At 63.6% G+C, this 21,514-nt stretch carries 21 protein-coding genes and 1 riboswitch; of the genes, 11 read left to right on the top strand and 10 right to left on the bottom strand.

What is annotated here, in order from left to right; translation table 11 throughout:
• The first annotated feature begins 171 nt into the window (after positions 1–171).
• The 10 genes from cpaB (at position 172) to FJ948_RS02050 (ending at position 10,338) form a co-directional block, all read left to right on the top strand.
• The gene (gene cpaB, locus FJ948_RS02095; protein ID WP_246677438.1) at positions 172–1,098 is read left to right on the top strand and encodes a Flp pilus assembly protein CpaB; all 927 of its coding nucleotides are present in this window, start codon (positions 172–174) and stop codon (positions 1,096–1,098) included.
• Positions 1,099–1,129: 31 nt separating this feature from the next.
• Positions 1,130–2,575: a type II and III secretion system protein family protein gene (locus tag FJ948_RS02090; RefSeq protein ID WP_140701553.1), complete on the top strand. Its 1,446-nt coding sequence runs from the start codon at positions 1,130–1,132 to the stop codon at positions 2,573–2,575.
• A 4-nt stretch (positions 2,576–2,579) separates the two neighbouring features.
• Complete coding sequence (locus FJ948_RS02085; RefSeq protein WP_140701552.1) at positions 2,580–2,849, top strand: hypothetical protein; 270 nt, start codon at positions 2,580–2,582, stop codon at positions 2,847–2,849.
• Positions 2,850–2,882: 33 nt separating this feature from the next.
• Positions 2,883–4,091, top strand: coding sequence for a response regulator (locus tag FJ948_RS02080; RefSeq protein ID WP_140701551.1), 1,209 nt, complete (start codon positions 2,883–2,885; stop codon positions 4,089–4,091).
• On the top strand, positions 4,088–5,509 hold the full coding sequence (locus FJ948_RS02075) for a CpaF family protein (protein WP_140701550.1): 1,422 nt from the start codon (positions 4,088–4,090) through the stop codon (positions 5,507–5,509). Before FJ948_RS02080 ends, FJ948_RS02075 begins: the two co-directional genes overlap by 4 nt.
• A gap of 4 nt (positions 5,510–5,513) precedes the next feature.
• The gene (locus tag FJ948_RS02070) at positions 5,514–6,479 is read left to right on the top strand and encodes a type II secretion system F family protein (RefSeq protein ID WP_140701549.1); all 966 of its coding nucleotides are present in this window, start codon (positions 5,514–5,516) and stop codon (positions 6,477–6,479) included.
• A 1-nt stretch (position 6,480) separates the two neighbouring features.
• Positions 6,481–7,443 carry a type II secretion system F family protein gene (locus FJ948_RS02065; RefSeq protein ID WP_140701548.1) on the top strand — a complete coding sequence of 321 codons (963 nt, stop codon included), beginning with the start codon at positions 6,481–6,483 and terminating at the stop codon, positions 7,441–7,443.
• 79 nt (positions 7,444–7,522) lie between these two features.
• Positions 7,523–8,356, top strand: coding sequence for a hypothetical protein (locus FJ948_RS02060; RefSeq protein ID WP_181173534.1), 834 nt, complete (start codon positions 7,523–7,525; stop codon positions 8,354–8,356).
• A 165-nt stretch (positions 8,357–8,521) separates the two neighbouring features.
• Complete coding sequence (locus FJ948_RS02055; RefSeq protein ID WP_140701547.1) at positions 8,522–8,995, top strand: hypothetical protein; 474 nt, start codon at positions 8,522–8,524, stop codon at positions 8,993–8,995.
• A gap of 167 nt (positions 8,996–9,162) precedes the next feature.
• Positions 9,163–10,338, top strand: coding sequence for a GGDEF domain-containing protein (locus FJ948_RS02050; RefSeq protein ID WP_140701546.1), 1,176 nt, complete (start codon positions 9,163–9,165; stop codon positions 10,336–10,338).
• Here FJ948_RS02050 and gcvP read toward each other — a convergent pair whose 3' ends face one another.
• The 3 genes from gcvP to gcvT are packed head-to-tail and all read right to left on the bottom strand — an operon-like array spanning position 10,339 to position 14,641.
• Positions 10,339–13,149, bottom strand: coding sequence for an aminomethyl-transferring glycine dehydrogenase (gene gcvP, locus FJ948_RS02045; protein WP_140701545.1), 2,811 nt, complete (start codon positions 13,147–13,149; stop codon positions 10,339–10,341).
• A 17-nt stretch (positions 13,150–13,166) separates the two neighbouring features.
• Complete coding sequence (gcvH, locus tag FJ948_RS02040; RefSeq protein WP_140701544.1) at positions 13,167–13,535, bottom strand: glycine cleavage system protein GcvH; 369 nt, start codon at positions 13,533–13,535, stop codon at positions 13,167–13,169.
• Between the two features lie 5 nt (positions 13,536–13,540).
• On the bottom strand, positions 13,541–14,641 hold the full coding sequence (gene gcvT, locus FJ948_RS02035) for a glycine cleavage system aminomethyltransferase GcvT (RefSeq protein ID WP_140701543.1): 1,101 nt from the start codon (positions 14,639–14,641) through the stop codon (positions 13,541–13,543).
• A gap of 149 nt (positions 14,642–14,790) precedes the next feature.
• Positions 14,791–14,877: riboswitch (glycine riboswitch) on the bottom strand.
• Positions 14,878–15,146: 269 nt separating this feature from the next.
• Between gcvT and FJ948_RS02030 the strand changes: the two genes are divergently transcribed.
• Positions 15,147–16,148: a hypothetical protein gene (locus FJ948_RS02030; RefSeq protein ID WP_140701542.1), complete on the top strand. Its 1,002-nt coding sequence runs from the start codon at positions 15,147–15,149 to the stop codon at positions 16,146–16,148.
• On the opposite strand, the gene FJ948_RS02025 is transcribed toward FJ948_RS02030, so the two are convergent.
• The 7 genes from FJ948_RS02025 to FJ948_RS01995 form a co-directional block, all read right to left on the bottom strand.
• A complete protein-coding gene (locus tag FJ948_RS02025; RefSeq protein WP_140701541.1) occupies positions 16,145–16,582 on the bottom strand; it encodes a GNAT family N-acetyltransferase in 438 nt (145 codons plus the stop codon). The genes FJ948_RS02030 and FJ948_RS02025 overlap by 4 nt on opposite strands.
• Complete coding sequence (locus FJ948_RS02020; RefSeq protein WP_140701540.1) at positions 16,582–17,373, bottom strand: molybdopterin-binding protein; 792 nt, start codon at positions 17,371–17,373, stop codon at positions 16,582–16,584. The genes FJ948_RS02025 and FJ948_RS02020 overlap by 1 nt, the downstream gene beginning before the upstream one ends.
• A gap of 1 nt (position 17,374) precedes the next feature.
• The gene (locus tag FJ948_RS02015) at positions 17,375–18,256 is read right to left on the bottom strand and encodes a cytochrome b/b6 domain-containing protein (RefSeq protein ID WP_140701539.1); all 882 of its coding nucleotides are present in this window, start codon (positions 18,254–18,256) and stop codon (positions 17,375–17,377) included.
• 98 nt (positions 18,257–18,354) lie between these two features.
• Positions 18,355–19,032 carry a DUF1345 domain-containing protein gene (locus tag FJ948_RS02010; protein WP_140701538.1) on the bottom strand — a complete coding sequence of 226 codons (678 nt, stop codon included), beginning with the start codon at positions 19,030–19,032 and terminating at the stop codon, positions 18,355–18,357.
• Positions 19,033–19,062: 30 nt separating this feature from the next.
• Positions 19,063–19,530 carry a YaiI/YqxD family protein gene (locus FJ948_RS02005; RefSeq protein WP_140701537.1) on the bottom strand — a complete coding sequence of 156 codons (468 nt, stop codon included), beginning with the start codon at positions 19,528–19,530 and terminating at the stop codon, positions 19,063–19,065.
• A 63-nt stretch (positions 19,531–19,593) separates the two neighbouring features.
• The gene (gfa, locus tag FJ948_RS02000; protein ID WP_140701536.1) at positions 19,594–20,163 is read right to left on the bottom strand and encodes an S-(hydroxymethyl)glutathione synthase; all 570 of its coding nucleotides are present in this window, start codon (positions 20,161–20,163) and stop codon (positions 19,594–19,596) included.
• Positions 20,164–20,229: 66 nt separating this feature from the next.
• Complete coding sequence (locus FJ948_RS01995) at positions 20,230–21,357, bottom strand: S-(hydroxymethyl)glutathione dehydrogenase/class III alcohol dehydrogenase (protein WP_140701535.1); 1,128 nt, start codon at positions 21,355–21,357, stop codon at positions 20,230–20,232.
• Between the last annotated feature and the right edge of the window lie 157 nt (positions 21,358–21,514).

Raw genomic sequence — 21,514 nt, 5'->3', positions numbered from 1 at the left:
CGGAGGTTCCTGTTACGTTCGGGGATTTAACCCCTCTTATCCTAAAACCATTCGATAACCAAGCCGGCGGAAATCGGGCGTACCGGCGGCCGGAAGATTCCTGATTCTTTAACAATGCGGCCTAGCGTGAGCCCAACATAACAAGAAACGACGGGCATCAGGGGTTTCGGCGTGAGGGGCAAGGCCATAACGATGATCGGCATCGCCGCCGTTTTCGGCGCGATCTCGATCTTTGCCGCGGATTTCTGGGTGAAGAGCCAGGCCAAGGCGGACGCCGAGGAGAAAACGGCTTCGATCGCCGCTCCGGCCGCACCCAGGATCGAGTTCAAGACGATCGTGGTGGCGAGCGCGCCGTTGCGTTACGGCATGGAGCTCGACCGCGCCAAGCTCAGCGAGATCCCATGGCCGCAGGATTCCCTACCGCAGGGCGCCTTTGCCACCATCGATGGATTGCTGGGCGAGGGTGGCCGGGTCGTGCTGTCGCCGATCGACGTCAACGAGCCGGTGCTGCTCACCAAGCTGTCGGGACCGAACGGCCGCGCGACGCTGTCCAACATGCTGACGCCCGGAATGCGGGCGGTCACCATCCGCACCGACGAGATCGCCGGCGTCGGCGGCTTCGTCACGCCGGGCGACCGTGTCGATGTCGTGCTGACCCGTGACGCCGGCGAAATCCAGGAAGTCGCCAAGAACGCGCAAGGGGCGTCCGGTTCGACCATCACCTCGGAGATCGTCGTTGCCGACGCCAAGGTGCTGAGCGTCGGACAGGGCGCCGACGAGCGCCAGACGACGCCGCAGGTGGCCAATTCCGTGACCCTGGAGGTGACGACCGAAGGCGCGCAGAAAGTGGCGCTGGCGCGCACCGTCGGGACGCTGTCGCTCTCGCTGCGCTCGGCCAGCGAAGGCGGCGACGGCAAGAACGGCGTCACCACCATCTCATCCTTCGGCGGATCGGTGGCTTCCAAGACCCAGGCCGCGGCCGGCTCCCTGTTCGATGCCATCGCCAAGGAGCCGGAGAAGCCGAAATTCAAGACGGTCATCGTGACACGCGGCACGCAGGCCGAGGAATATCAGGTTCCTTCGCGGGACCAGAAGTAAGGACCGGTGGGGACCGGGCGGGACGGGAATCATGGTGATGCATACGCACTATCGAATGACGGGTCGGTTGCGTTTCGTGCGCGCTCTGGCGATGGCGGCTTGCCTGGCCGCGAGCGGCATGCTCGCCTTCGCCGGCGCGGCCAGGGCGGACAACGACATCGTCTATGTCTCGTCGACCAAGAACGCCTCGATCAAGGTCGCCAAGGGCAAGCCCAAGACGATCATGACGAGCGCCGCCTTCTACCAGATCGTCATCGGCGATCCGGAGATCGCCAACGTCAATCCGCTGACCGACAAATCCTTCTATGTGCTGGGCAATAATCTCGGCACCACCGGCATCGCGCTATTCGACCAGAACAAGCAGCTTGTCGGCACAGTCGACATCGAAGTGACGCTCGACACCGACCAATTGGCCAGCACCATCCGTGCCAGCGTGCCCGACGCCAAGATCAAGGTCGGCTCGGCCAATGGCCGTGTCGTGCTTTCGGGCGAGGCCGATGATGCCGTCGCCGCCGAAAAGGCAAACAAGATCGCCACCCGCTTCTCCGGTAATGAGGAGGTGATCAATTCGGTCAATATCTCCTCGTCGCAGCAGGTCCAGCTCAATGTCCGCTTCGTCGAGATCAACCGCCAGGCCGGGCAGGACCTGGGCGCGAAATACAGCGCCAATTTCGCTTACGGCTTCGGCGGTCGCGATGTCTCTCTCGATCCGGGCACGGTGCCGGGGGCAGGGACCGGTGAAGCCATAGGCCGGCTGCTGTCCAATGGCGTTTCGATCGATATCGCGATCAAGGCGCTGGAGGAGCGCGGCCTTGCCCGAAGGCTGGCGGAACCGAACCTCATCGCGCGTTCCGGCGAAACAGCGAGCTTCCTTGCCGGCGGCGAATTCCCGATCCCGGTTTCGGAGGACAATGGCAAGATCTCCGTCAGCTACAAGAAATACGGCGTCAGCCTGGATTTCACGCCGACCGTGCTGAAGGACGGGCTGGTGAGCCTCGACATCGCGCCGGAAGTCTCCTCGATCGACGCGTCGGCATCCTACAATATCGGCACCATCTCGGTGCCGGGCTTCATCGTGCGCCGCGCCAAGACCTCGGTCGACCTGAAGAACGGCCAGAGCTTCATGATTGCCGGGCTGCTGCAGTCGCAGAACGACATCACCACATCGCGCATTCCGGGCCTCGGCAAGATGCCCGTGCTTGGGGCGCTGTTCTCGTCGAAATCCTACCAGCGGCGCGAGACCGACCTGGTCATCATCGTTACGCCCTATCTGGTCAAGCCGGTCGATCCGTCGAAGAAAATGGCCGAGCCGACCGATGGGACGCAGCCCGCCAGCAATGCCGACTATTTCCTCAACAACACCGAGGAGGTGAAGGGGGCGGACACCAACCGTGCGCTGGCATTGGCCGACGGCAGTGCCGCGCGGGGCGCTTCCGCCACCAAAGTCGGTCATTTCCTCGACCTGCCGAAGGACTGAAGCCATGCGTCTGATCCTGAGATCGAGCATCGCCCTGCTTCTTGCCGGCCTGGCAAGCGGCTGCACCAGCGACGACTACCTGCGCAGCGAAGGGGTGACGTCCGGCGCCGGCGAGGCGCAGGCCGCCAACACCGTCAAACAGATGGTCGATCCGTGGAAGTACGGCGTCCAGAACACCAGGCTTCTCGTGCCTGCCAAGCGCGGGACCGCCGGGCCGGTCACCCCCGATCAGGCGGCCGGTGCCAAGGCAGCGCAAACGACCACGGGCAACTGATCCAGACGGCGATCGACCTCACAGGCGGCGAGAATGGCAAACAGCACCAAGAAGATCCTGCTCATATCGACAGACCGGACATTCGCGCAGGACACGAAGACGGCCTTTGCCGCCTCGGAGATCATCCAGATCGTGACGGTGGAGAAGAGCATCACCGAGCTGCGCGGCGAGGTCCAGGAGGCCGAGTTCGGCGTCGTCATCGTCGACATGGACGCGGCGAAACTGGAAGAAATCGAGTCACTGCAGCGTGTCATGCGCCGGCTCGAGGGCAAGGCGCCCGTGGTCGTCGTCACCCAGGAGTTCAACGCCGCCGCCGTGCGCATCCTGGTGCAGCTCAAGGTCGCCGACTTCCTGGTCAAGCCGATCACCACCGCCGATCTCGTGCGTTCGGTCGTGCGGGCGTTGCAGGGACCCGGGCGCGAGGAAAACACCGAGTCGCAGATCTATACCTTCATGCCCGCCGCCGGCGGCGTCGGGACCACGACACTGGCGCTGCAGACGGCGTTCCAGCTGCACCACTCGGTGACGCGCGGCGCGTCGACCTGCGTGGTCGACCTCAATTTCCAGCAGGGTGCCTGCGCCGAATATCTCGATCTGGAGCCGCGTTTCGATATCACCGAAATCGAGAACCAGCCCGAGCGCCTCGACCGGCAACTGCTCGATGTCATGCTGTCCAAGCACGCCAGCGGCCTTTGCGTGCTGGCGGCGCCCACGCATCCGGCCGAGATGCGCTCGTTCAAGACCGATGTCGTTGTGCGCATGCTTGACCTCGTTTCGGCCTATTTCGACAATGTCGTCATCGATATGCCGCGCACCTGGTTTCCGTGGACGGAGACGGTGCTGCTCGGTTCCAACAAGCTCTACATCGTTGCCGAAATGACGGTGCCGTGCCTGCGCCATACGCAGCGGCTGATCCAGGCCGTCTACGAGACCGCCGGCAAGGAAGTGAAGCCGAACGTGATCGTCAATCGTTTCGAGCAGAAGATGTTCGACAACGGCATCAAGCAGGCGGACGTCCAGGAAATCCTCGGCGAGCATTTTGTCGGCGGCATCGCCAACAACTACCGGCTGGTGCGCGAGGCGGTCGACCGCGGCGTGCCGTTGCACGAGATCGATCCCAACGCCAATGTCGTCAACGACCTGAAGAGGATCATTCTTCCGGAAGAGGCGGTGGCGACCGCGAGCAAGTCGAAGTCGCTGTTCGGTCTCGGCAGGGGCCTCCTGAAGAGGAAAGCCGGATGACCAGCCGTTTTTCGACCCTGCAGAACCGTGATGCGCGTCCTCAACGTCCGGCGGAATCGACGCCGGTCGCGCATCATGCGGTCGTCATCCCGACCAGCCGAAAAGTCTTGCCGGCGAAGCCGGAAGCAGCACCGGCAAAGAACGCCAACAAGGTGCTCGATGCCCGCGTGCGCATCCACCGGATGCTGCTCGAGGAGATCAACCTCGTCGCGCTGGAGCGCTTGCCCAAGGACGAGATGCGCCGGCAGGTGCATGATTTCGTCTCGGAAAAGACCCGCCAGGAGCGGATGGCGATCAACACCGCCGAACTCGACGCGCTGGTCGACGACATCGTCGACGAAATGGTCGGCCTCGGCCCGCTCGAACCGCTGCTCAAGGATCCCGACATCAACGATATCCTGATCAACGGCCACCAGAACTGTTTCGTGGAAAAGAAAGGCAAGCTGCAGCAGGTCCATATCCCGTTCAAGGACGAGGCGCATCTGCTCCGGATCGTCAACAAGATCGTCGCCGCCGTCGGCCGCCGCGTCGACGAATCGCAGCCGATGGTCGACGCGCGCATGCTGGATGGCTCGCGCTTCAACGCGGCCATCCGCCCGGTGGCCGTGGACGGCCCGCTGGTATCGATCCGCAAGTTCTCCAAGAACAAGCTTGGCCTGCACAGGCTGGTCGAATTCGGCGCCATCACGCAGAACATGGCCGAGGTGCTGGCGGCGGCCGTCCATGCCCGCAAGACGACGATCATTTCTGGCGGCACCGGCACCGGCAAGACGACGATGCTCAACGCGCTGTCGGCCTTCATCCCGGAAGACGAGCGGTTGATCACCATCGAGGACGCGGCGGAACTTCAATTGCAGCAGCCGCATGTCGCGCGCATGGAGACGCGCCCCGCCAACATCGAGGGCCATGGCGAACTGAAGCAGCGCGACCTGGTCAAGAACGCGCTGCGCATGCGCCCCGACCGCGTCATCCTCGGCGAGTGCCGCGGCGAGGAAGCATTCGACATGCTGCAGGCGATGAACACCGGCCATGAAGGGTCGATGGCGACCATCCACGCCAATACGCCGCGTGACTGCATTTCGCGCCTGGAGCAGATGCTGGGCATGACCGGCATGCCGATGACCGTGCAGTCGATCCGCAGCCAGATCGCCAGCGCCATCGACATCATCGTCCAGCTGACCCGGCTTTCCGACGGCAAGCGCAAGGTGACCAGTGTCGCCGAGGTGACCGGCATGGAAGGCGATGTCATCCAGATGCAGGAGATATTCCGTTTCGTACGCACCGGTATGGAGGCCGACGGCAAGATCCTCGGTTATTACGAGGCGACCGGCATAAGGCCGCGTTTCCTGGAGGATCTGCGCGCCATGGGCATCGAGTTTCCAGGACGCTATTTCGAACCCGGCCGGCCGCAGGAGTAGCCGGATGTTCGACGGGTTCAGCGCGATCTATGTCGTCTATGCCGGAGCCGCGCTGACCGGCATCATGATCGCCGAGGCCGCCTATCTGCTCTACGCCGGCCGCAGCGACAAACGCACCGCCATCAACCGGCGCATGAAGTTGCGGGAAAACAAGATCAGCCAGGAACAGGTGCTGATCCAGCTGCGCAAGGAGCGCGGCCTCGATGCCGGCACCCCGCTGTTTTCTCCCGACCGGTTCCGGGCGCTGCGCACGCAGTCGGGAATGATCATGCCGCTGTCGAAATTCCTGATGATCACCTGCGGCGTGGCGATGGCCGCGACCCTGTTCGCGATCTCGCGCGGCTTGCCGCTGTTGATGGGGCTCATCCTTTTTGTCGTGCTGGCGCCGTTGCTGCCGGTCATGGCGATGCGCTCCATGCGCAAGCGCCGGCTCAAGCGTTTCGGCATGCAGTTGCCGGAGGCGCTGGAGCTGATCACGCGCGGCCTCAAGGCCGGTCATCCGGTACCGGTGGCTATTGCCATGGTGTCGCGTGAGATGCCCGATCCGATCGGCACCGAATTCGGCGTCATCGCCGACGAGGTGACCTATGGTTCCGACCTGGTCTCGGCATTGAATTCGTTGTTCGACAGGGTCGGCCACGAAGACCTGCCGCTGTTCGTCACCGCCGTGTCGATCCAGACCAGCTCCGGCGGCAATTTGCGCGAAATCCTTGATGGGCTGTCCACGACGATCCGCGAACGCGGCAAGCTGCGCCGCAAGGTGCGCGCGATTTCGACGGAGGGCCGGCTGTCGGCCTACATTTTGACGGCCGTGCCACTGCTGCTGTTCACCGCCATCATGGCCATGATGCCGGGATATTACAGCGACGTCTGGGGCGTGCCGAAGACATGGTACATGATCGGCGGCTCGGTTACCTGGCTGATGCTGGGCAATCTGATCATGTTCAAAATGTCGAACTTCAAGTTCTGACATGCAAAGCGTCGTTGAATTCCTCGCCTCGCTCGCGCCGACGTCGCTGATGCCGGTGGCTGTCTTGCTGCTGGCCGTGGGCGCTGCCGCGTTTGCCTGGCCGATGGTCGTGGCAAAGGGCGACCGCAATGAAGTCAAGCGGCGGCTCAAGGTAGACCACGGTCCGGTGGTGGCCAAACCCGAACCGGTGCAGAAGAAGAATAGCGGCGTCGTGCGCGAAAAAGCGGTGAAGCGGGCGCAGGAGTTCTATGCCAAGAGCGATCCCGAGAATGTCGCCCGCCTGCGTTTGAAGCTCATCCAGGCAGGCTACATGGAGCCGCGCGCCGTCGGCATGTTCTTCCTCATCCGGTTCACGGCGATGATCGGCACGGCGATCGGAGTCTTCGTGCTCAACCGGTGGATGGCCAGCCCGGACGCGACCATGACCAGCCGGTGGACCTTCATCATCCTGTCGGGCGCTGCCGGCTACTTCCTGCCGGGTCTGGTGCTGACCCAGAAGGTGCGGGAAAAGATGCGCGAATACCGCAACGGCTTTCCCGATTTCATGGACTTGATGATCGTCTGCTCCGATGCTGGCATGAGCATGGAAGCGGGCGTCGAGCGGGTTTCGAAGGAACTCGCCAAGACTTATCCGTCGCTCAGCCAGAATTTGCAGCTCGTGTCGCTCGAGCTTCGGGCCGGGCGCAGCCTCGACGACGCGCTGAAGGCGCTGGCCGATCGCCTCAGCCTGGACGAGGTGCGCTCCTTCGCCACGCTCCTGCAGCAGTCGAAGGAACTCGGCACCAGCCTGTCGGGCGCGCTCAGGGTGTTTTCGGACGAGATGCGCCACAAGCGCATGTCGCTGGCCGAGGAGAAAGCGCATGCTTTGCCGGCAAAGATGTCCGTGCCGGTGGTGGTCTGCATCCTGCCGGTGGTGCTGATGATCGCGGTCATTCCGATCATCGTCAAACTGACGGGCCACTAAGGCGCGCCGCGTCCAGACGGATTTAAACGTTCCGTCGACGTGGTACATCGGGATCCCAGAAGCAAATTGTGAGAAGCCCATGCGCATTCTGTTGCCCGCCCTTTTGCTGGGCCTCGCCGCGGCGAGCTTGTCGCCCACCAAGGCCGAGGCTGGCGATTGCGGCGATGCCGCCGCATTGGTGCAGCAGGCCTATCCGAAGGCGCGAAAGAGCGCTGACGGTGCCTCATTCACGCTCGAGCCCCATACCAGCATCTCCTTGGCGCCTCCGGACAGCGATTCGCCATTCGGCCTGGTCTGCAAGGTCTGGCCCGCGCATGACGATCTGTTGCTGGTCGCGGTGCCGCTGACCGACAGCGCCCAATCCAGCGACGACGGGCATGTTGGCGATATCGAGCTTCTGGTCGTCGACAGTAAGAGCATGCAGGTGCGCCAGCGCCTGCTGCAGCCCCGGCTGATGACCGATGATGCCATCGCCATCCGCAAGATCGAATTCGATACCGGCCGCTACGGGTTGGCGCCCGGTGTCGCCGCCTTCGGCCTGCGTATCGAGATGGCAAATCACTCGCAGGCCAATCCGTTCAGCGAAACCGACCTGCGGCTCTATGCCGTCGCCGGCGACGCGCTGCGCATGGTGCTCGATGGTCTTGTCGTTGCCGGCAATGGCGGCGAAGGCGATACCAATTGCGCGGGATCCTTTCATTCCAGTCGGGTCAGCCTGGCAATGAATTCGGCGCGTCACCACGGCTATCGCGACATCACCGCGGTCGAACGGACGGATACCGACGAGCCGTCCCCCGACCAGGATGGCGAGTGCCAGTCCCATCCCGGCAAGTCTGTGAAGCGGACCTACCGGCTGCGCTATGATGGCAGCCGCTATCCGGTTCCGGCTGCGCTCAAGGCCATGGGGCAGTGAGAATGCCGCTCGTATCCGGCGGGATCGAGGCGCCGCGGCGCCGGTGGTTAATGGCCGGTATCGCGGAAACCAAATCTTAGCCGCATTTCGGCACCGAAGCTTAATGGCTGTGCTGTAGTGTCTTTGCCAGAGAACGACCCGGCAAATCGGGCGACGGGGCAGGGCATGCGTCAGACGAATTTTTCGGCGGTGGCCACGATGGCCGCCGTCCTGATGATCACCGGGTGCACGACGAACAGCAACGTCGACACGACCAAGACCACCGCCATTCAACCAGCTGCCAAGGAGGTCGCCACGTCCGACCTGGCGGAAGGCAAGGCGCAGTTTCGCGACGCCAATTACGGTCTTGCCGAACAGCATTTCCGCAAGGCCGTCGAGCTGAAGGCCGATAATGCGGAGGCCTGGATGGGGCTTGCCGCGTCCTATGACGAACTCGGCCGCTTCGACTTCGCCGACCGCGCCTATGGTCAGCTGCTGAAGGTCGCCGGCCGCAAACCGCGGATCGTCAACAATATGGGCTATTCCCAACTGTTGCGCGGCAACAAAAAGAAGGCCCGGTCGCTGCTGCTGGAAGCCAGGGCCGGCATGGCCGATCCCACCGTCGTCGACGCCAATCTTGCCTTGTTGAACAAGGGCTGACGTCAGCCCCGTTCCCGCCATGGTGCGGTTTCGGCACAGGGGGCATCGACGCTTTGTAAACCCTATCCGCAGGTTCGGTCGGGAGATCGCCTGAAAACCATGTCCGAGGGCTGCCGCTGACCTAGAATGCGGCGCAACCGCCGACGTTCGAGAGGCCCCCGCCCGATATGCTGGATTTCAGTTCGCTCCTGCTCGCAGCCGCGCTGTCGGGCACCTGTCTGGCCGCCACCATGTTTGCGATCTGGTTCACCGCGCCGCGGGCACGCTTCGTGCTGACGGTGGCATGCGGCATTCTCGTGCTCGTCGCGCATGTGATCGTCTTCTGGCGCTACACCAGGGAACCCGATCCACTGCTTTGCCAAATGGCGTTGGCGCTGCTCAGCCTGGGCTTCCTGATCATCTGCATTTCGGCCATGCAATATCTCGGTGTCCCGGACCACAGGCGCGCGATCGCGCCGACATTTGCCGCCATGGCTGTCTGCGCGGCCGTGACCTTCATGGGGCTTGACGGTATCGGCTTCGTGATCACCTACGCGACGGTCACCGCGCTGCTCTCGACGATCGGGGCCATGTTCTGGATCAATGGCAGTCACGATCGCCGCATCCTGCTGGTCGTTTCGTTCCTGAGCGGCAGCTGTGCGCTTTCGTTTGCCCTTTGCGGCGTGGTCCTGATGGCCAATGGGCAGTGGACGCTCGGCGTGGCGCCCGACAACTGGGCTGAACGCCTCAACTCGGTCGTGGCGGTGGCCTGCATGACGGGCCTCGGCGCCTTGACGCTCTCGCTTCATCATTTGCAGGCGCAGATCGAACTCAAGGCCGAGACCATGACCGATCCGTTGACCGGCCTGATGAACCGTCGGGGTCTGACGTCGCTTTACGGCGAGCGCACCTTCGGTCCGTTCATGGCGATCGTCATGTTCGACCTCGATCACTTCAAGCGCACCAACGACATCTATGGACACCCGGTCGGGGACCAGGTCCTGTGCCGCTTCGCCGCCGTCATCCGGAAATATGCCAGGACCGGGGTCGACGCCTTTCGCCTGGGTGGCGAGGAGTTCGCGATCGTCATGTCGCGCATGACGGAAGAGCGCGCCCATGATCTCGCCAGCAAGATCGGCGTTGCCTTCGGCACGGAAGTCGTGCCCACCCCGCTCGGCCCCTTGCGCAGCACGGTCAGCGGCGGGATCGGGTTCGGCGAGACCGACGGCAGCACCCTCGACGAGGTGCTGGCCAGGGCCGACGCCACGCTCTACGCCGCCAAGCGCGCGGGGCGAAATTGCGTCATCAGCCGCAAAAGGCCGGGCAAGGCCGACCCGGTGAAGCCGGCCTTACGCTCCGCATAGCTATTCGGCCGCACCGAGGTAGTCGGATAGCGGCGGGCAGGAGCAGACCAGGTTGCGGTCTCCCGCGACATTGTCGATGCGCGATACCGGCGGCCAGTACTTTGCCGCCGTGTCGGCGTCGCCGGCGGGATAGGCCGCCTCCATGCGCGAGTATGGATGGGTCCATTGACCGGCCAGCGCCTCGGCCGAAGTGTGCGGCGCGTTGACCAGCGGATTGTCGGCCAAGGGCCATTCGCCTTTGGCGACTTTCGCCGCCTCTCCCGCTATGGCGATCATGGCCTCGCAGAAACGGTCCAGCTCGCGCTTGGGCTCGGACTCGGTCGGCTCGACCATCAGCGTGCCGGCGACCGGGAACGACATGGTCGGCGCGTGGAAACCGTAGTCGATCAGGCGCTTGGCGATGTCCTCGACACCGATGCCGGCGCTCTCCTTCAGCACGCGGGTATCGAGGATGCATTCATGGGCGACGCGGTCGCTCCTGCCCTTGTAAAGCAGCGGGAAATGCTGCGCGAGGCGCGTCGCCACGTAGTTGGCCGAAACGATCGCCGTCTCGGTCGCCTGCTTGAGGCCGGAAGCGCCCATCATGCGGATGTACATCCAGGTGATCGGCAGGATGGAAGCGCTGCCGAAGGGGGCGGCAGCCACGGCGTGCGCCGAGCCCTCGGTGACATGGCCGGGCAGATAGGGCTTCAGATGCGCCCTGACGCCGATCGGACCGACGCCCGGTCCGCCGCCGCCATGCGGGATGCAGAAGGTCTTGTGCAGGTTCATGTGGCAGACGTCGGCGCCGATGTCGCCGGGACGGGCAAGTCCGACAAGGGCGTTGAGGTTGGCGCCATCGAAATAGACCTGGCCGCCATGCTCATGGATGAGCGCGCAGAGATGGCGCGCGCCTTCCTCGTAGACGCCATGCGTCGAGGGAAAGGTGAACATCAGCGCCGCGAGGTTCTTGGAGTGCTCGTTGGCCTTGGCCCGCATATCGTCCATGTCGATGTTGCCGTCTTCCAGGCAGCGCACGACGACGACGCTCATGCCGGCCATCGCGGCACTCGCCGGGTTGGTGCCATGCGCGGAAGAGGGGATCAGGCAGACGGTGCGATGACCCTCACCGCGCGAGCGGTGATAGGCGCGGATGGCCAGCAACCCGGCATATTCACCCTGGCTTCCGGCATTGGGCTGCACGGTTACCGCGTCGAAACCGGTGATCTCCGCCAGCCAGCCTTCCAGTTCGCCGATCATGGCGCGATAGCCGGCCGAATGGCTGGCCGGCGCGAAGGGATGCAGGTTTGCGATGCTTGGCCAACTCACCGGCATCATTTCCGCCGCGGCGTTGAGCTTCATGGTGCAGGAGCCCAGCGGGATCATGGCGCGGTCGAGCGCCAGGTCCTTGTCGGCCAGCCGGCGCAGGAAGCGCATCATCTCGGTTTCCGACTTGTTCTCGTGGAAGACCGGCTGGGTCAAAAACTCCTTGCCGCGCGGCTTGCCGGGCACCGTGCTGTCGGAGGACGAAGCAGCCGTGGCGCCGAACAGGGCCGCGATCGCGTCGAGATCGGCATCGGTCGAGGTCTCGTCGAAACTGATGCCGACATGATCGGCGTCGAGCACACGCAGCAGCCGGCCGGTTTTTTCGGCGGCGGCCGCGATCTGGGTGGCCTTGCCCTTCGCCTCCACCGTCACCGTGTCGAAGCGGCTGGAGCCGAGCACCGGTACGTCCGCCGCATCGAGGCCGCTTGCCAGGCGATTGGCCAGCGCATGGATGCGCCCGGCGATCGCCTGCAGGCCGGCGGGGCCGTGCCAGATGGCGTAGGCGGTCGCCATATTGGCGAGCAGCGCCTGCGCGGTGCAGATATTGGACGTCGCCTTGTCGCGGCGGATGTGCTGCTCGCGCGTCTGCAAGGCGAGGCGGTAGCCCGGCCGGCCCTTGCTGTCGGTCGACTGGCCGACAAGGCGGCCCGGCATCAGCCGCGTCAGCTTGTCGGAGACGGCGCAATAGGCGGCATGGGGGCCGCCAAAGCCCATCGGCACGCCAAAGCGCTGCATCGGTCCGACGGCGATGTCCGCGCCAAGCTTTGCCGGAGCATCGGTCAGCGTCAGGCCAAGCGGGTCGGCGATGAAGACGACCAGCGCGCCGGCGGCGCGAGCCCTGGCGATCGCCGCCTTGTGGTCGCCATAGACGCCAAACGTGTCAGGCCAGGAGACGAGCAAGGCGGCGGTGTTGTCGTCGATCTCCTCGCCGTCGATCTCGATGCCGAGCGGCTCGGCGCGGGTGCGCACCACGTCCAGCGTCTGCGGGTGCGGCGTGCCGGCAAGCGCCACCTTGGTGCGCTTGTCGCGATGGTGGCGAAGCGCAATGCCGACCGCTTCGGCGACCGCGGTCGCCTCGTCGAGCAGCGAAGCCGACGCCACCGGCAGGCCGGTCAGTTCCGCGACCAGCGTCTGGAAGTTGAACAGCATTTCGAGCCGGCCCTGGCTGATCTCGGCCTGGTAGGGCGTGTAGGCGGTGTACCAGGCCGGATTCTCGAACAGATTGCGCTGGATCACCGGCGGCACGTGGACGCCGTGGTAACCGGCGCCGATGAAGCTCTTCAGCACAATGTTCTTCGCCATGGTCGCGGACAACTCGGCGAGCGCTTCGGCTTCGCTCGCCGGTGCCGGCAGGGCCAGCGGCTGGTCGAGGCGGATCGATCTCGGCACGGCCTGACTGATCAGCGTCTCCACCGAGGGAACACCGATGACGGCGAGCATGGCTCTGACATCGGCAAGGCCGGGTCCGATGTGGCGGGCCGAGAAGGGGTAGGGTGTAGCGGTCATGTCGATGCGTCCTGATATCAGCCGATATGGGCTTTGTAGGCGGCCTCATCCATGAGGCTGGCGAGCTGGCTATCGTCGGCGAGCTTCATCTTCCACAGCCAGCCGGCGCCGGTCGCGGCCGAGTTGACCAGCGATGGGTCGGACGACAGCGTGCCGTTGGACTCGGTGATCTCGCCGTCGACCGGCGCGTAGACGTCCGAGGCCGCCTTGACGGATTCGACCACCACGGCGGTTTCGCCCTTGGCGAGCTTGCGGCCGGCCTCCGGCAGTTCGACGAAGACGAGATCGCCGAGCTGTTCCTGGGCGTAGTCGGTAATGCCGACGGTGGCGATGCCGCCCTCGACGCTCAGCCATTCATGATCTGACGTGAAATAGATCTTTGCCATGGGGTCTATCCTTTGCGGTAGCGATGAGGTGTGAAGGGCAGGGGATTGATATCGATGGGTATTTTCGTGCCGCGCACGTCGGCGAAAAGGCGTGTTCCGGGCTTGGCCAGCGGGGTGGCGACATAACCCATGGCGACCGGATGGCCGGCGGACGGGCCGAAGCCGCCCGAGGTGACATGGCCGGCCGGGTTGCCGTCGGCATCGAAAAGCGCCGCGCCCGCCCGTACCGGCTGGCGGCCCTCGGGTTTCAACCCGACGCGCTTTTGCGCGGGACCCCGCTCCACGACCATGCGCAAGGCATCGGCGCCGATGAAGGTACCGGAGGCACGGATCTCTTTCGGGATCGCCCACATCAGCGCCGCCGCGGCCGGGTCGGTCTCCGGCGTGATGTCCTGGCCGTGCAGGCAAAGCCCGGCTTCCAGCCGCAGGCTGTCGCGCGCGGCAAGACCGATCCAGAGCACGCGTTCATCTTCCAGCAGCTTGGTGGCAAGGTCGCGCGCGTCGGCTTCCGGCAGGCCGATCTCGAAACCGTCCTCGCCGGTGTAGCCGGAGCGGCTCATGAACCAGTTTTTTCGCGGTTCGATGCCATGCATGAACAGCAGCGAACCGGTCTCGAGGCCGGCGCGGGAAAGTGCCGCCCAGGCCTCCGGTCCCTGAATGGCGAGGAAGACACGGTCGAGCGGCTCGACCTCGGCGTCGAAATCGGTTGCCAAGGCGCGCAGGTGCTTTTCATCGGCGACAGCATTGCCGGCATTGGCGACCACCATGAAACGCTCTTCGCCGAGCCTGGTGACGATCAGGTCGTCGAGGACGCCGCCGGCCTCGTTGAGGAAGAAGCTCAGCTTGGATTGCGAGATTTCGAGCGCGCCGGCGTCAAGCGGGCAGGCGCGGTTCAACAGCGTCACCGCCTGTGGTCCGCTGACCTCGAACAGCTTCATATGCGAGATGTCGAACAGGCCCACATGTTCGCGGGTGTGCAGATGCTCTTTCATGACGCCGGCCGGATAGGTCAGCGGCATCGACCAGCCGGCAAAGGCGCCGAAGCGCGCACCGGCGGCCGCATGGATGTCTTCGAGGGGAAGGTGTTTGTCGTTGTCGCCCGTCATGTCGTCTCCAGAGTCGCACGCAATCGGCCGCTGATGGCGACCAGTCCGTGCCCCTCTGTCTGAAGCCTGAGAGACTCGCGCAGCCGGAACTCTGTCAGCGGCGCTTACACCTTCGGCGCGGGGGCAAGCCCCGACTTTCCAGAGTGTCTTTCCCGTCCACGGTTCTTTTGCCTGAGAGATTTCGGGCGATTTCCCCTTCGGCGGCAGCTCTCGCTGCTCTCTCCCGCAAACAGGTAGGACTCAAAACCTGAGTCCTCGACGCGCCATCCATAGCCCGTGCGCGACGGCTTGTCACCTGTCAGCGACATCTAAGCGCGTCTCGCACTCTAGATCTTTGTTGATGCCTGTCGTTCTCCCAAAACCGCTGCACATTTTTGGGCGACATGCATCGTTCCGACAAGTCTTCGCTAACCACGCCGTTTGCCGGTTTTTCAAGACACGGCTGATATTGTGACGGGGTGTTGCGCCTTGGGGCTGGCGCCGGATGAGACGAGAAGGGCGGAAAATGGGCGAACTGATCATGAGCGCTCCGGTGGCGGGGCTGACCTCGAAGAACCGCATCGCGTCGGAAGATGTCGTGATGCTGCGCCGCGACGTCTTTGCCGACGGCGTGGTGAGCCGGGGCGAAGCCGAGGCGCTGTTCGCGCTCGACCAGACGGCTCGGGACAAGTGCGCGGAATGGGCACCGTTCTTCGTCGAGGCGATCACCGACTACATCGTTCACCAGGAAAAGCCGGAAGGCTACATTTCACAGGAGAATGCCGACTGGCTGGTCCGCACGATTTCGCGCGACGGCATGGTCGACAGCCGGACCGAGCTGGAATTGCTGGTCCATGTGCTGGAAGAGGCGAAATCCTCGCCGAGCCGACTTTGCGTCTACGCGCTGGAGCAGGTCGCCCACGCCGTCGTCGACGGCAAGGGCCCGCTGATGCTGGGCGGCGCGCTGGTGCCCGGGTTGATCGCCAAGGCGGAAGTCGAACTGCTGCGCCGTATCCTCCATGCCCATGGCGGCGATGGTAACATCGCCATCACCCGGGCCGAGGCCGAGGTGCTGTTCAGGATCAACGAACGGACGGCCCAGGCCAACAACGACCCGTCCTGGAACGACCTGTTCGTCAAGGCGATCGCCAATTTCGTCATGTGCTCGGCCGGTTACGAGGCGCCCACCCGCGAGGTGGCGCTGCGCCACGAAACCTTCCTCGATCGCGCCGATCCGGAAATCGGCGGTTTCTTCAGCCGCATGGTCTCCGGTGGCCTCGCCGGCATCATCGAGGCCTACCGCTCTCCTGACGACATAGAGACCGAGTGGGAGGCGAAGAACAGGGCCGCAGAGGCGCTGGCCCGACGGGCCGAGACGATCGATGCCGGTGAAGCCGGCTGGCTGGTCGGACATATCGGGGTGAACCGACCTTTGTACGAGAACGAGCGTGCACTGCTGACCTTGATCAAGCATGCCTCGCCGGAAATCCATCCGGCACTGAAGCCGTTGCTCGACAAGGTTGCCTAAGCCGCGCCGGCCGCCGCTACCGTTTTACAAAGGATGATATTGGAATGGCCTTCGGGCCATCCCGCCAGTTCGGCCATGCGCTCGAAGCCGGCCTTTTCATATAGGCCTGGTGCCTGGAAGTCGTGGCTGGAGACCCAAATCTTCTTGACGCCGCGATCGGCGGCCTCGGCGACAAAAGCGTCGAGCAATTGCCTTGCGTAGCCGCGGCCTCGGTGAGCCTCGTCAATCCACATCAATGTAAGCTCGCACGTGCCCGCCCAGGAATAGCCGGCGGCCACTCCGATCGCGTGTCCCGCATCATTACGGATGACAAAGGCCAGCTCCCGGTCGTCGTCGCGGTCCGTCATGCGCCGGTTGTCGCGATGGAGACGCTCCTCGAGCGAGCTCAACTCGATGGGCGACAGATCGTGCTCGGCCTCTATGCGGGCGGCCATCAAATCCCGCCATACCAGTCGTAGCCATTGTCTTCCCAATAGCCGCCACGGCCGCCGCCGACATTGGCGAAGCCGTCGACCAGTTCGATCTTGTAGAGATATTTCGGCATCTTGTAGCCGAGCTGGCGCTCGACACGGACGCGCAGCGGCGCGCCATTCTCGACCGGCAGCGGCTTGCCATTCAGGCCATAGGCTAGGATCGTCTGAGGATGGCGGGCATCGATCAGGTCGATCGTGCCGTAATATTTGACGTCGCCCGACAGGCTGCGGTCGATCGTGTCGAGGCAGTGGAACATGACATAGCGCGCTTGCGGCTTGACCATTGCCTGGTCGAGCAGCAGGGACAGCGGAGTGCCCGTCCATTTGGCGATGCAGCTCCAGCCCTCGACGCAGTCATGGCGGGTGATCTGGGTGCGGCTCGGCATGTTCATGAGCTGCTCGCGGGTAAGTGACAGCGGCTTTTCGACGAGGCCTGAAACCTCCAGGCGCCAATCGGCGAAGTTGTTGGCGAGCAGGGCCTTGTATGCGTCGTCATCCGGCGCGGTGACGCCGTTCGGCCGCATGGGCTGACGGATATCAGCTTCGGTGAATTCCGGCGCCAGCGAATTGCCGCCGCCGAGCAGCCTTTGCGCCCTGTGGGTCAGGCCATTGACGTTTTCGAGGAAACTACGCAGGCCGCTGCCGATGCTGAGCTGGCTGTCGAAGGCGTCGCAGCCCGACAGCATGATGCCGGAAGCGCCGAGGCCGGCCGCGGTGAGGAATTTGCGGCGACTGATTTCAAATTTCGCCATGTCAGGCACTCCTCTCGGATGTGTTGTCGTCATGCGCCGGAGGATCGGTGCGGTACCAGCCGGTGATGATCGAGCGCAGCTCGTTGATCGGGCCGGCGGCGAGGATCATCAGGATGTGAATGACGAAAAAGGCCACCAGCAGAACCATGACGGTGAAATGGATGGTGCGTGCCGTCTGCCTGCCGCCGAGCAACTCATTGAGGAAAGGCAGCACCGAATTCATGCTGGGCGACATGGCCAGCCCGGTGATGATCATCAGCGGCAAGAGCACGAACAGCACGCCGCCATAGGCCATTTTCTGCAAGGTGTTGTATTCGCGAGTGTGGTGGAACTTCAGCCTGGCGTGGTTGGCAATGTCCTGTGGCAAGCGTTTGAGGTCATCCAGGCGCGGCGCCAGATCGCGGCGGATGTGGCCGTTGATCAGGCTTGCGACCAGCCAGACGATCAAGGTCGTCGTCAGGATCCAAGCAAAGAAGAAATGGATGACGCGGGCGGTGCCGAGATCATAGTAGGAAGGGATCGTCGCCCAGGACGGAAATCCGCGCGCTGTCTCGTTACCGGCCGGGCCCGACCAGCCGAGGACGCCTGTGGTGTCGAAGCGGTGGCCGAGGATTTCGGTGTAGCCGCGCGGTCCGGCATTCGTATTCTCGGCGCCGATGGCGAAAACGGTGTTGTCGTAGCCGAAGCCGGATTGCTTGCCGATGTAGAGCTGCGGCCGGGCATTGAAAATCTGCAGGCCGGATAGCAGCATGAAAAACAATGAAATGGCCCAGAGCCAGTGCGTCAGCCGCGTCCATCGCGACTGCCGGTAGATCAGTGTTTTGTCGTTTGAAGCGGGAACGCCCGGTCCAATTTCGGATTGGCTTCTGGCAACCGATTCCATCTTGTCTCGTCTCCCGGGCCTCGAGGCTTGGCCCACGCGTTCATTGTCCTTCTGATACGTCGCGATCCAAACCGATGTTTCATCCGATCACGGATTTATTACGGACCGCCCAGGCTGACGGCGAGATTGACGGCCGCGGCGACGATGACGGTGTTGAAGAAGAACGACAGGATCGAATGGACAAGCACGACGCAGCGCATATGCGTGGTCGAGATGTTGGTGTCGGCGGTCTGCGCCGTCATGCCGATGACGGTTGAGAAATAAAGGAAATCCCAGCCCTCGGGGCGTTTGTCGCCAGGGAACAGCAGGCCGCCGACCGGGATTTTCTTCTTGGTGCCGGCGTCGACCGCGTCGCCGTCCATCCAGTAGACATGGGCATAGTGGAGCGCCGCCATGGCATGAATGGTGAACCAGCCGAGCGGGATCGACAGCAGCGCAAAGCCGAGTTCGATCGGGTGATCCCCATCTTTCCGATTGATCAGCAGGAACAGGGAGACAAGGGCAACGCCGACGACGACGAGCGTCACCGCGAAGATGACCAGAACCGGCTGATCGGTGGCGCGTGCGTTCTTGCTCAGGTACTTGCCGGTGAATTTCGGCATCTGGCTGACGACAAGGATGACGTAAGCGGCGAAAAATGCGTTGGCGCCGATCGAATAGGCGAGAGGGGCATGCAGCAGCAACGCCACGAGCAGCGCAAACGCCCCGAGACACGCCGATACCGCGAACAGCATATGGCGCTGCATGGGGTTCTTGATCGGGGTTTCGGCGGCCATGGCGGTCTCCACCTGGATGGCGCTTTGTTGCTAGCCCGGTGTGGCGGATTTCAGAGCGCGCCGCAAGATGCGGTCGAGTTCGCCGAGGAACCGGGAGCGATCCTGCGGCGCGAAGCTGGCATTGTAGCCCTTGCTTTCGCCGGTCTCGCGCAGATGCTGCTTGAGATCGCGCATCGCCACCGCCATGCCGATCGTCTCGGGCGTGAAAGGACGTCCGGTCGGCCCCAGCACATGCGCGCCGAGCGCCACGGTGCGGGCTGCGAGCGGAATGTCGGCCGTCACCACGATGTCGTTGGATTTGGCGTTCTCGACGATCCAGTCGTCGGCGGCATCGGCGCTCTTGGAGACGACGACATTGCGGATCATAGGGTCGCGCGAAGGGCGCAGGCCCCCATTGGAAACGTAAGTGACCACGACGCCATGGCGCTCGGCGACCTTCTCGACCTCGGCCTTGACTGGGCAGGCGTCGGCATCGACGTAGATGGCGGGTGCGGGCATTGTTTCTCCGGAACGAGCAGGGGCCGGAAACATATCCGGCCCCTACCAGAACTCTTACAGCTGTCAGGCCGGCAAGGCACCGGACTTCTTGGCTGTCCAGGTGGCGATGTAGTCCATCAGGCCAGGGTTGAGGCAGTCATAAGGCTCCAGCCCGATCGATTTCAGTTGGGCGCGAATGCCGTCCATGCGCTTGGGGTCGACACCCGATTCGATGATCGACGAGACGAAGGCGGTGAAGCCGGGCGGCGACCAGCCGTCCTCCTCGAAGCGCTCGGGGTGGATGAAGGACAGGCCCTTGAACGGATGGTCGCGCTCGACCGGTCCATGCATGTGGACGCCGCAACCGGTGCAGGCATGGCGCTGGATCAAAGCCGAGGGATCGACCACCTTCAGCTTGTCGCCGTTCTCGGTGACGGTGACGTCGCCGGTGCCGGCTACCGCCACCACCGAGAACACGGCGCCGTCGGGCTTCCAGCATTTGGTGCAGCCGCAGGCGTGGTTGTGGGCGATCTGGCCCTTGACCTTTACCTTGACCGGCTTGCTTGTGCAGGCGCAAACCAGCGTGCCGCCGGCAAAGCCAGCACTTTCCCTGGGCAGCCCATTGTCGATTTTCGGATGCAGTTTCTCCGCCATTGTTATTTCCTCCCATGTTTTACCACAGGGGTCGCTGGCCGGATGGCCGGCGGCGTGTGGCCGTCTTCAGTAAACCACGACACTCCGGATCGACTTGCCCTCATGCATGAGGTCGAATCCCTTGTTGATGTCTTCCAGCTTCAGCAAGTGCGTGATCATCGGATCGATCTGGATCTTGCCGTCCATGTACCAGTCGACGATTTTCGGTACATCGGTGCGGCCGCGCGCGCCGCCGAAGGCGGTGCCCATCCAGCTGCGTCCGGTGACCAACTGGAACGGCCGGGTCGAGATCTCCTGGCCGGCGCCTGCGACGCCGATGACGACCGACTTGCCCCAACCGCGATGCGAGGCTTCCAGCGCCTGGCGCATGACCTTGGTGTTGCCGGTGCAATCGAATGTATAGTCGGCGCCGCCGATCTGGTCGGCGCCGCGCTTGGTCATGTTGACGAGGTGCGGGACGATGTCGCCCTCGATCTCCTTCGGATTGACGAAATGCGTCATGCCGAACCGCTCGCCCCATTCCTTCTTGTCGTTGTTCAGATCCACACCGATGATCATGTCGGCGCCGGCAAGCTTCAGGCCCTGGATGACGTTGAGGCCGATGCCGCCGAGGCCGAAGACGACAGCGGTGGCCCCTTGCTCGACCTTGGCGGTGTTGATGACCGCACCGATGCCTGTGGTGACCCCGCAGCCGATATAGCAGATCTTGTCGAAAGGAGCGTCGGGGTTGACCTTGGCAACCGCGATCTCGGGCAGCACGGTGAAGTTGGAGAAGGTCGAACAGCCCATATAGTGAAAAATCTTGTCCTTGCCGATTGAGAAGCGCGAGGAGCCGTCCGGCATCAACCCTTGCCCCTGGGTGGCGCGGATGGCGGTGCACAAATTGGTCTTTCTCGACAGGCAGGACGGGCACTGCCGGCATTCCGGCGTATAGAGCGGGATGACGTGGTCGCCCTTCTTGACCGAGGTGACGCCCTTGCCCACATCGACCACCACGCCGGCGCCTTCATGGCCGAGAATCGCTGGAAACAGGCCTTCGGGATCGGCGCCCGACAGGGTGAACTCGTCGGTGTGGCAGATGCCTGTCGCCTTGATCTCGACTAGCACCTCGCCCTCGCGCGGGCCATCGAGGTCAACCTCCATGATCTCCAACGGCTTTCCGGCGGCGACAGCGACAGCGGCGCGGGTTTTCATCAGGCAATTCCTCCAAAGGCGATTTTTGAGGCCAAGTTTTCAGGTTTTGGGCTGCTCATCAACTCTCAGATGAGACGAAATGTCGGCTTTGTTGACGCAGATAGCACAGCGCTCGACAAGCAGCGACAGGGAGCGCCATGGCGCGTCGGCGGGGAGA

Origin of the sequence: Mesorhizobium sp. B2-3-12, from assembly GCF_006442205.1 — a bacterium.
Lineage (GTDB): Bacteria > Pseudomonadota > Alphaproteobacteria > Rhizobiales > Rhizobiaceae > Mesorhizobium.
The sequence above is the reverse complement of the archived record's forward strand: the minus strand, read 5'-3'. Positions and strand labels throughout refer to the sequence as shown.

Bases quoted from the DNA above. Each gene is read 5' to 3' on its own strand.
- FJ948_RS02090 (WP_140701553.1), top strand. From the start codon at position 1,130: ATGGTGATGCATACGCACTATCGAATGACGGGTCGGTTGCGTTTCGTG.
- FJ948_RS02020 (WP_140701540.1), bottom strand. From the start codon at position 17,373: ATGGCGAAATTTGAAATCAGTCGCCGCAAATTCCTCACCGCGGCCGGC.
- FJ948_RS02005 (WP_140701537.1), bottom strand. From the start codon at position 19,530: ATGCCCGCACCCGCCATCTACGTCGATGCCGACGCCTGCCCAGTCAAG.
- gfa (WP_140701536.1), bottom strand. From the start codon at position 20,163: ATGGCGGAGAAACTGCATCCGAAAATCGACAATGGGCTGCCCAGGGAA.
- gcvT (WP_140701543.1), bottom strand. From the start codon at position 14,641: ATGACGGGCGACAACGACAAACACCTTCCCCTCGAAGACATCCATGCG.
- FJ948_RS02030 (WP_140701542.1), top strand. From the start codon at position 15,147: ATGGGCGAACTGATCATGAGCGCTCCGGTGGCGGGGCTGACCTCGAAG.
- FJ948_RS02015 (WP_140701539.1), bottom strand. From the start codon at position 18,256: ATGGAATCGGTTGCCAGAAGCCAATCCGAAATTGGACCGGGCGTTCCC.
- FJ948_RS02085 (WP_140701552.1), top strand. From the start codon at position 2,580: ATGCGTCTGATCCTGAGATCGAGCATCGCCCTGCTTCTTGCCGGCCTG.
- FJ948_RS02010 (WP_140701538.1), bottom strand. From the start codon at position 19,032: ATGGCCGCCGAAACCCCGATCAAGAACCCCATGCAGCGCCATATGCTG.
- FJ948_RS02075 (WP_140701550.1), top strand. From the start codon at position 4,088: ATGACCAGCCGTTTTTCGACCCTGCAGAACCGTGATGCGCGTCCTCAA.
- FJ948_RS02025 (WP_140701541.1), bottom strand. From the start codon at position 16,582: ATGGCCGCCCGCATAGAGGCCGAGCACGATCTGTCGCCCATCGAGTTG.
- FJ948_RS02055 (WP_140701547.1), top strand. From the start codon at position 8,522: ATGCGTCAGACGAATTTTTCGGCGGTGGCCACGATGGCCGCCGTCCTG.
- FJ948_RS02070 (WP_140701549.1), top strand. From the start codon at position 5,514: ATGTTCGACGGGTTCAGCGCGATCTATGTCGTCTATGCCGGAGCCGCG.
- FJ948_RS01995 (WP_140701535.1), bottom strand. From the start codon at position 21,357: ATGAAAACCCGCGCCGCTGTCGCTGTCGCCGCCGGAAAGCCGTTGGAG.
- FJ948_RS02060 (WP_181173534.1), top strand. From the start codon at position 7,523: ATGCGCATTCTGTTGCCCGCCCTTTTGCTGGGCCTCGCCGCGGCGAGC.
- gcvP (WP_140701545.1), bottom strand. From the start codon at position 13,149: ATGACCGCTACACCCTACCCCTTCTCGGCCCGCCACATCGGACCCGGC.
- gcvH (WP_140701544.1), bottom strand. From the start codon at position 13,535: ATGGCAAAGATCTATTTCACGTCAGATCATGAATGGCTGAGCGTCGAG.
- FJ948_RS02050 (WP_140701546.1), top strand. From the start codon at position 9,163: ATGCTGGATTTCAGTTCGCTCCTGCTCGCAGCCGCGCTGTCGGGCACC.
- FJ948_RS02080 (WP_140701551.1), top strand. From the start codon at position 2,883: ATGGCAAACAGCACCAAGAAGATCCTGCTCATATCGACAGACCGGACA.
- FJ948_RS02065 (WP_140701548.1), top strand. From the start codon at position 6,481: ATGCAAAGCGTCGTTGAATTCCTCGCCTCGCTCGCGCCGACGTCGCTG.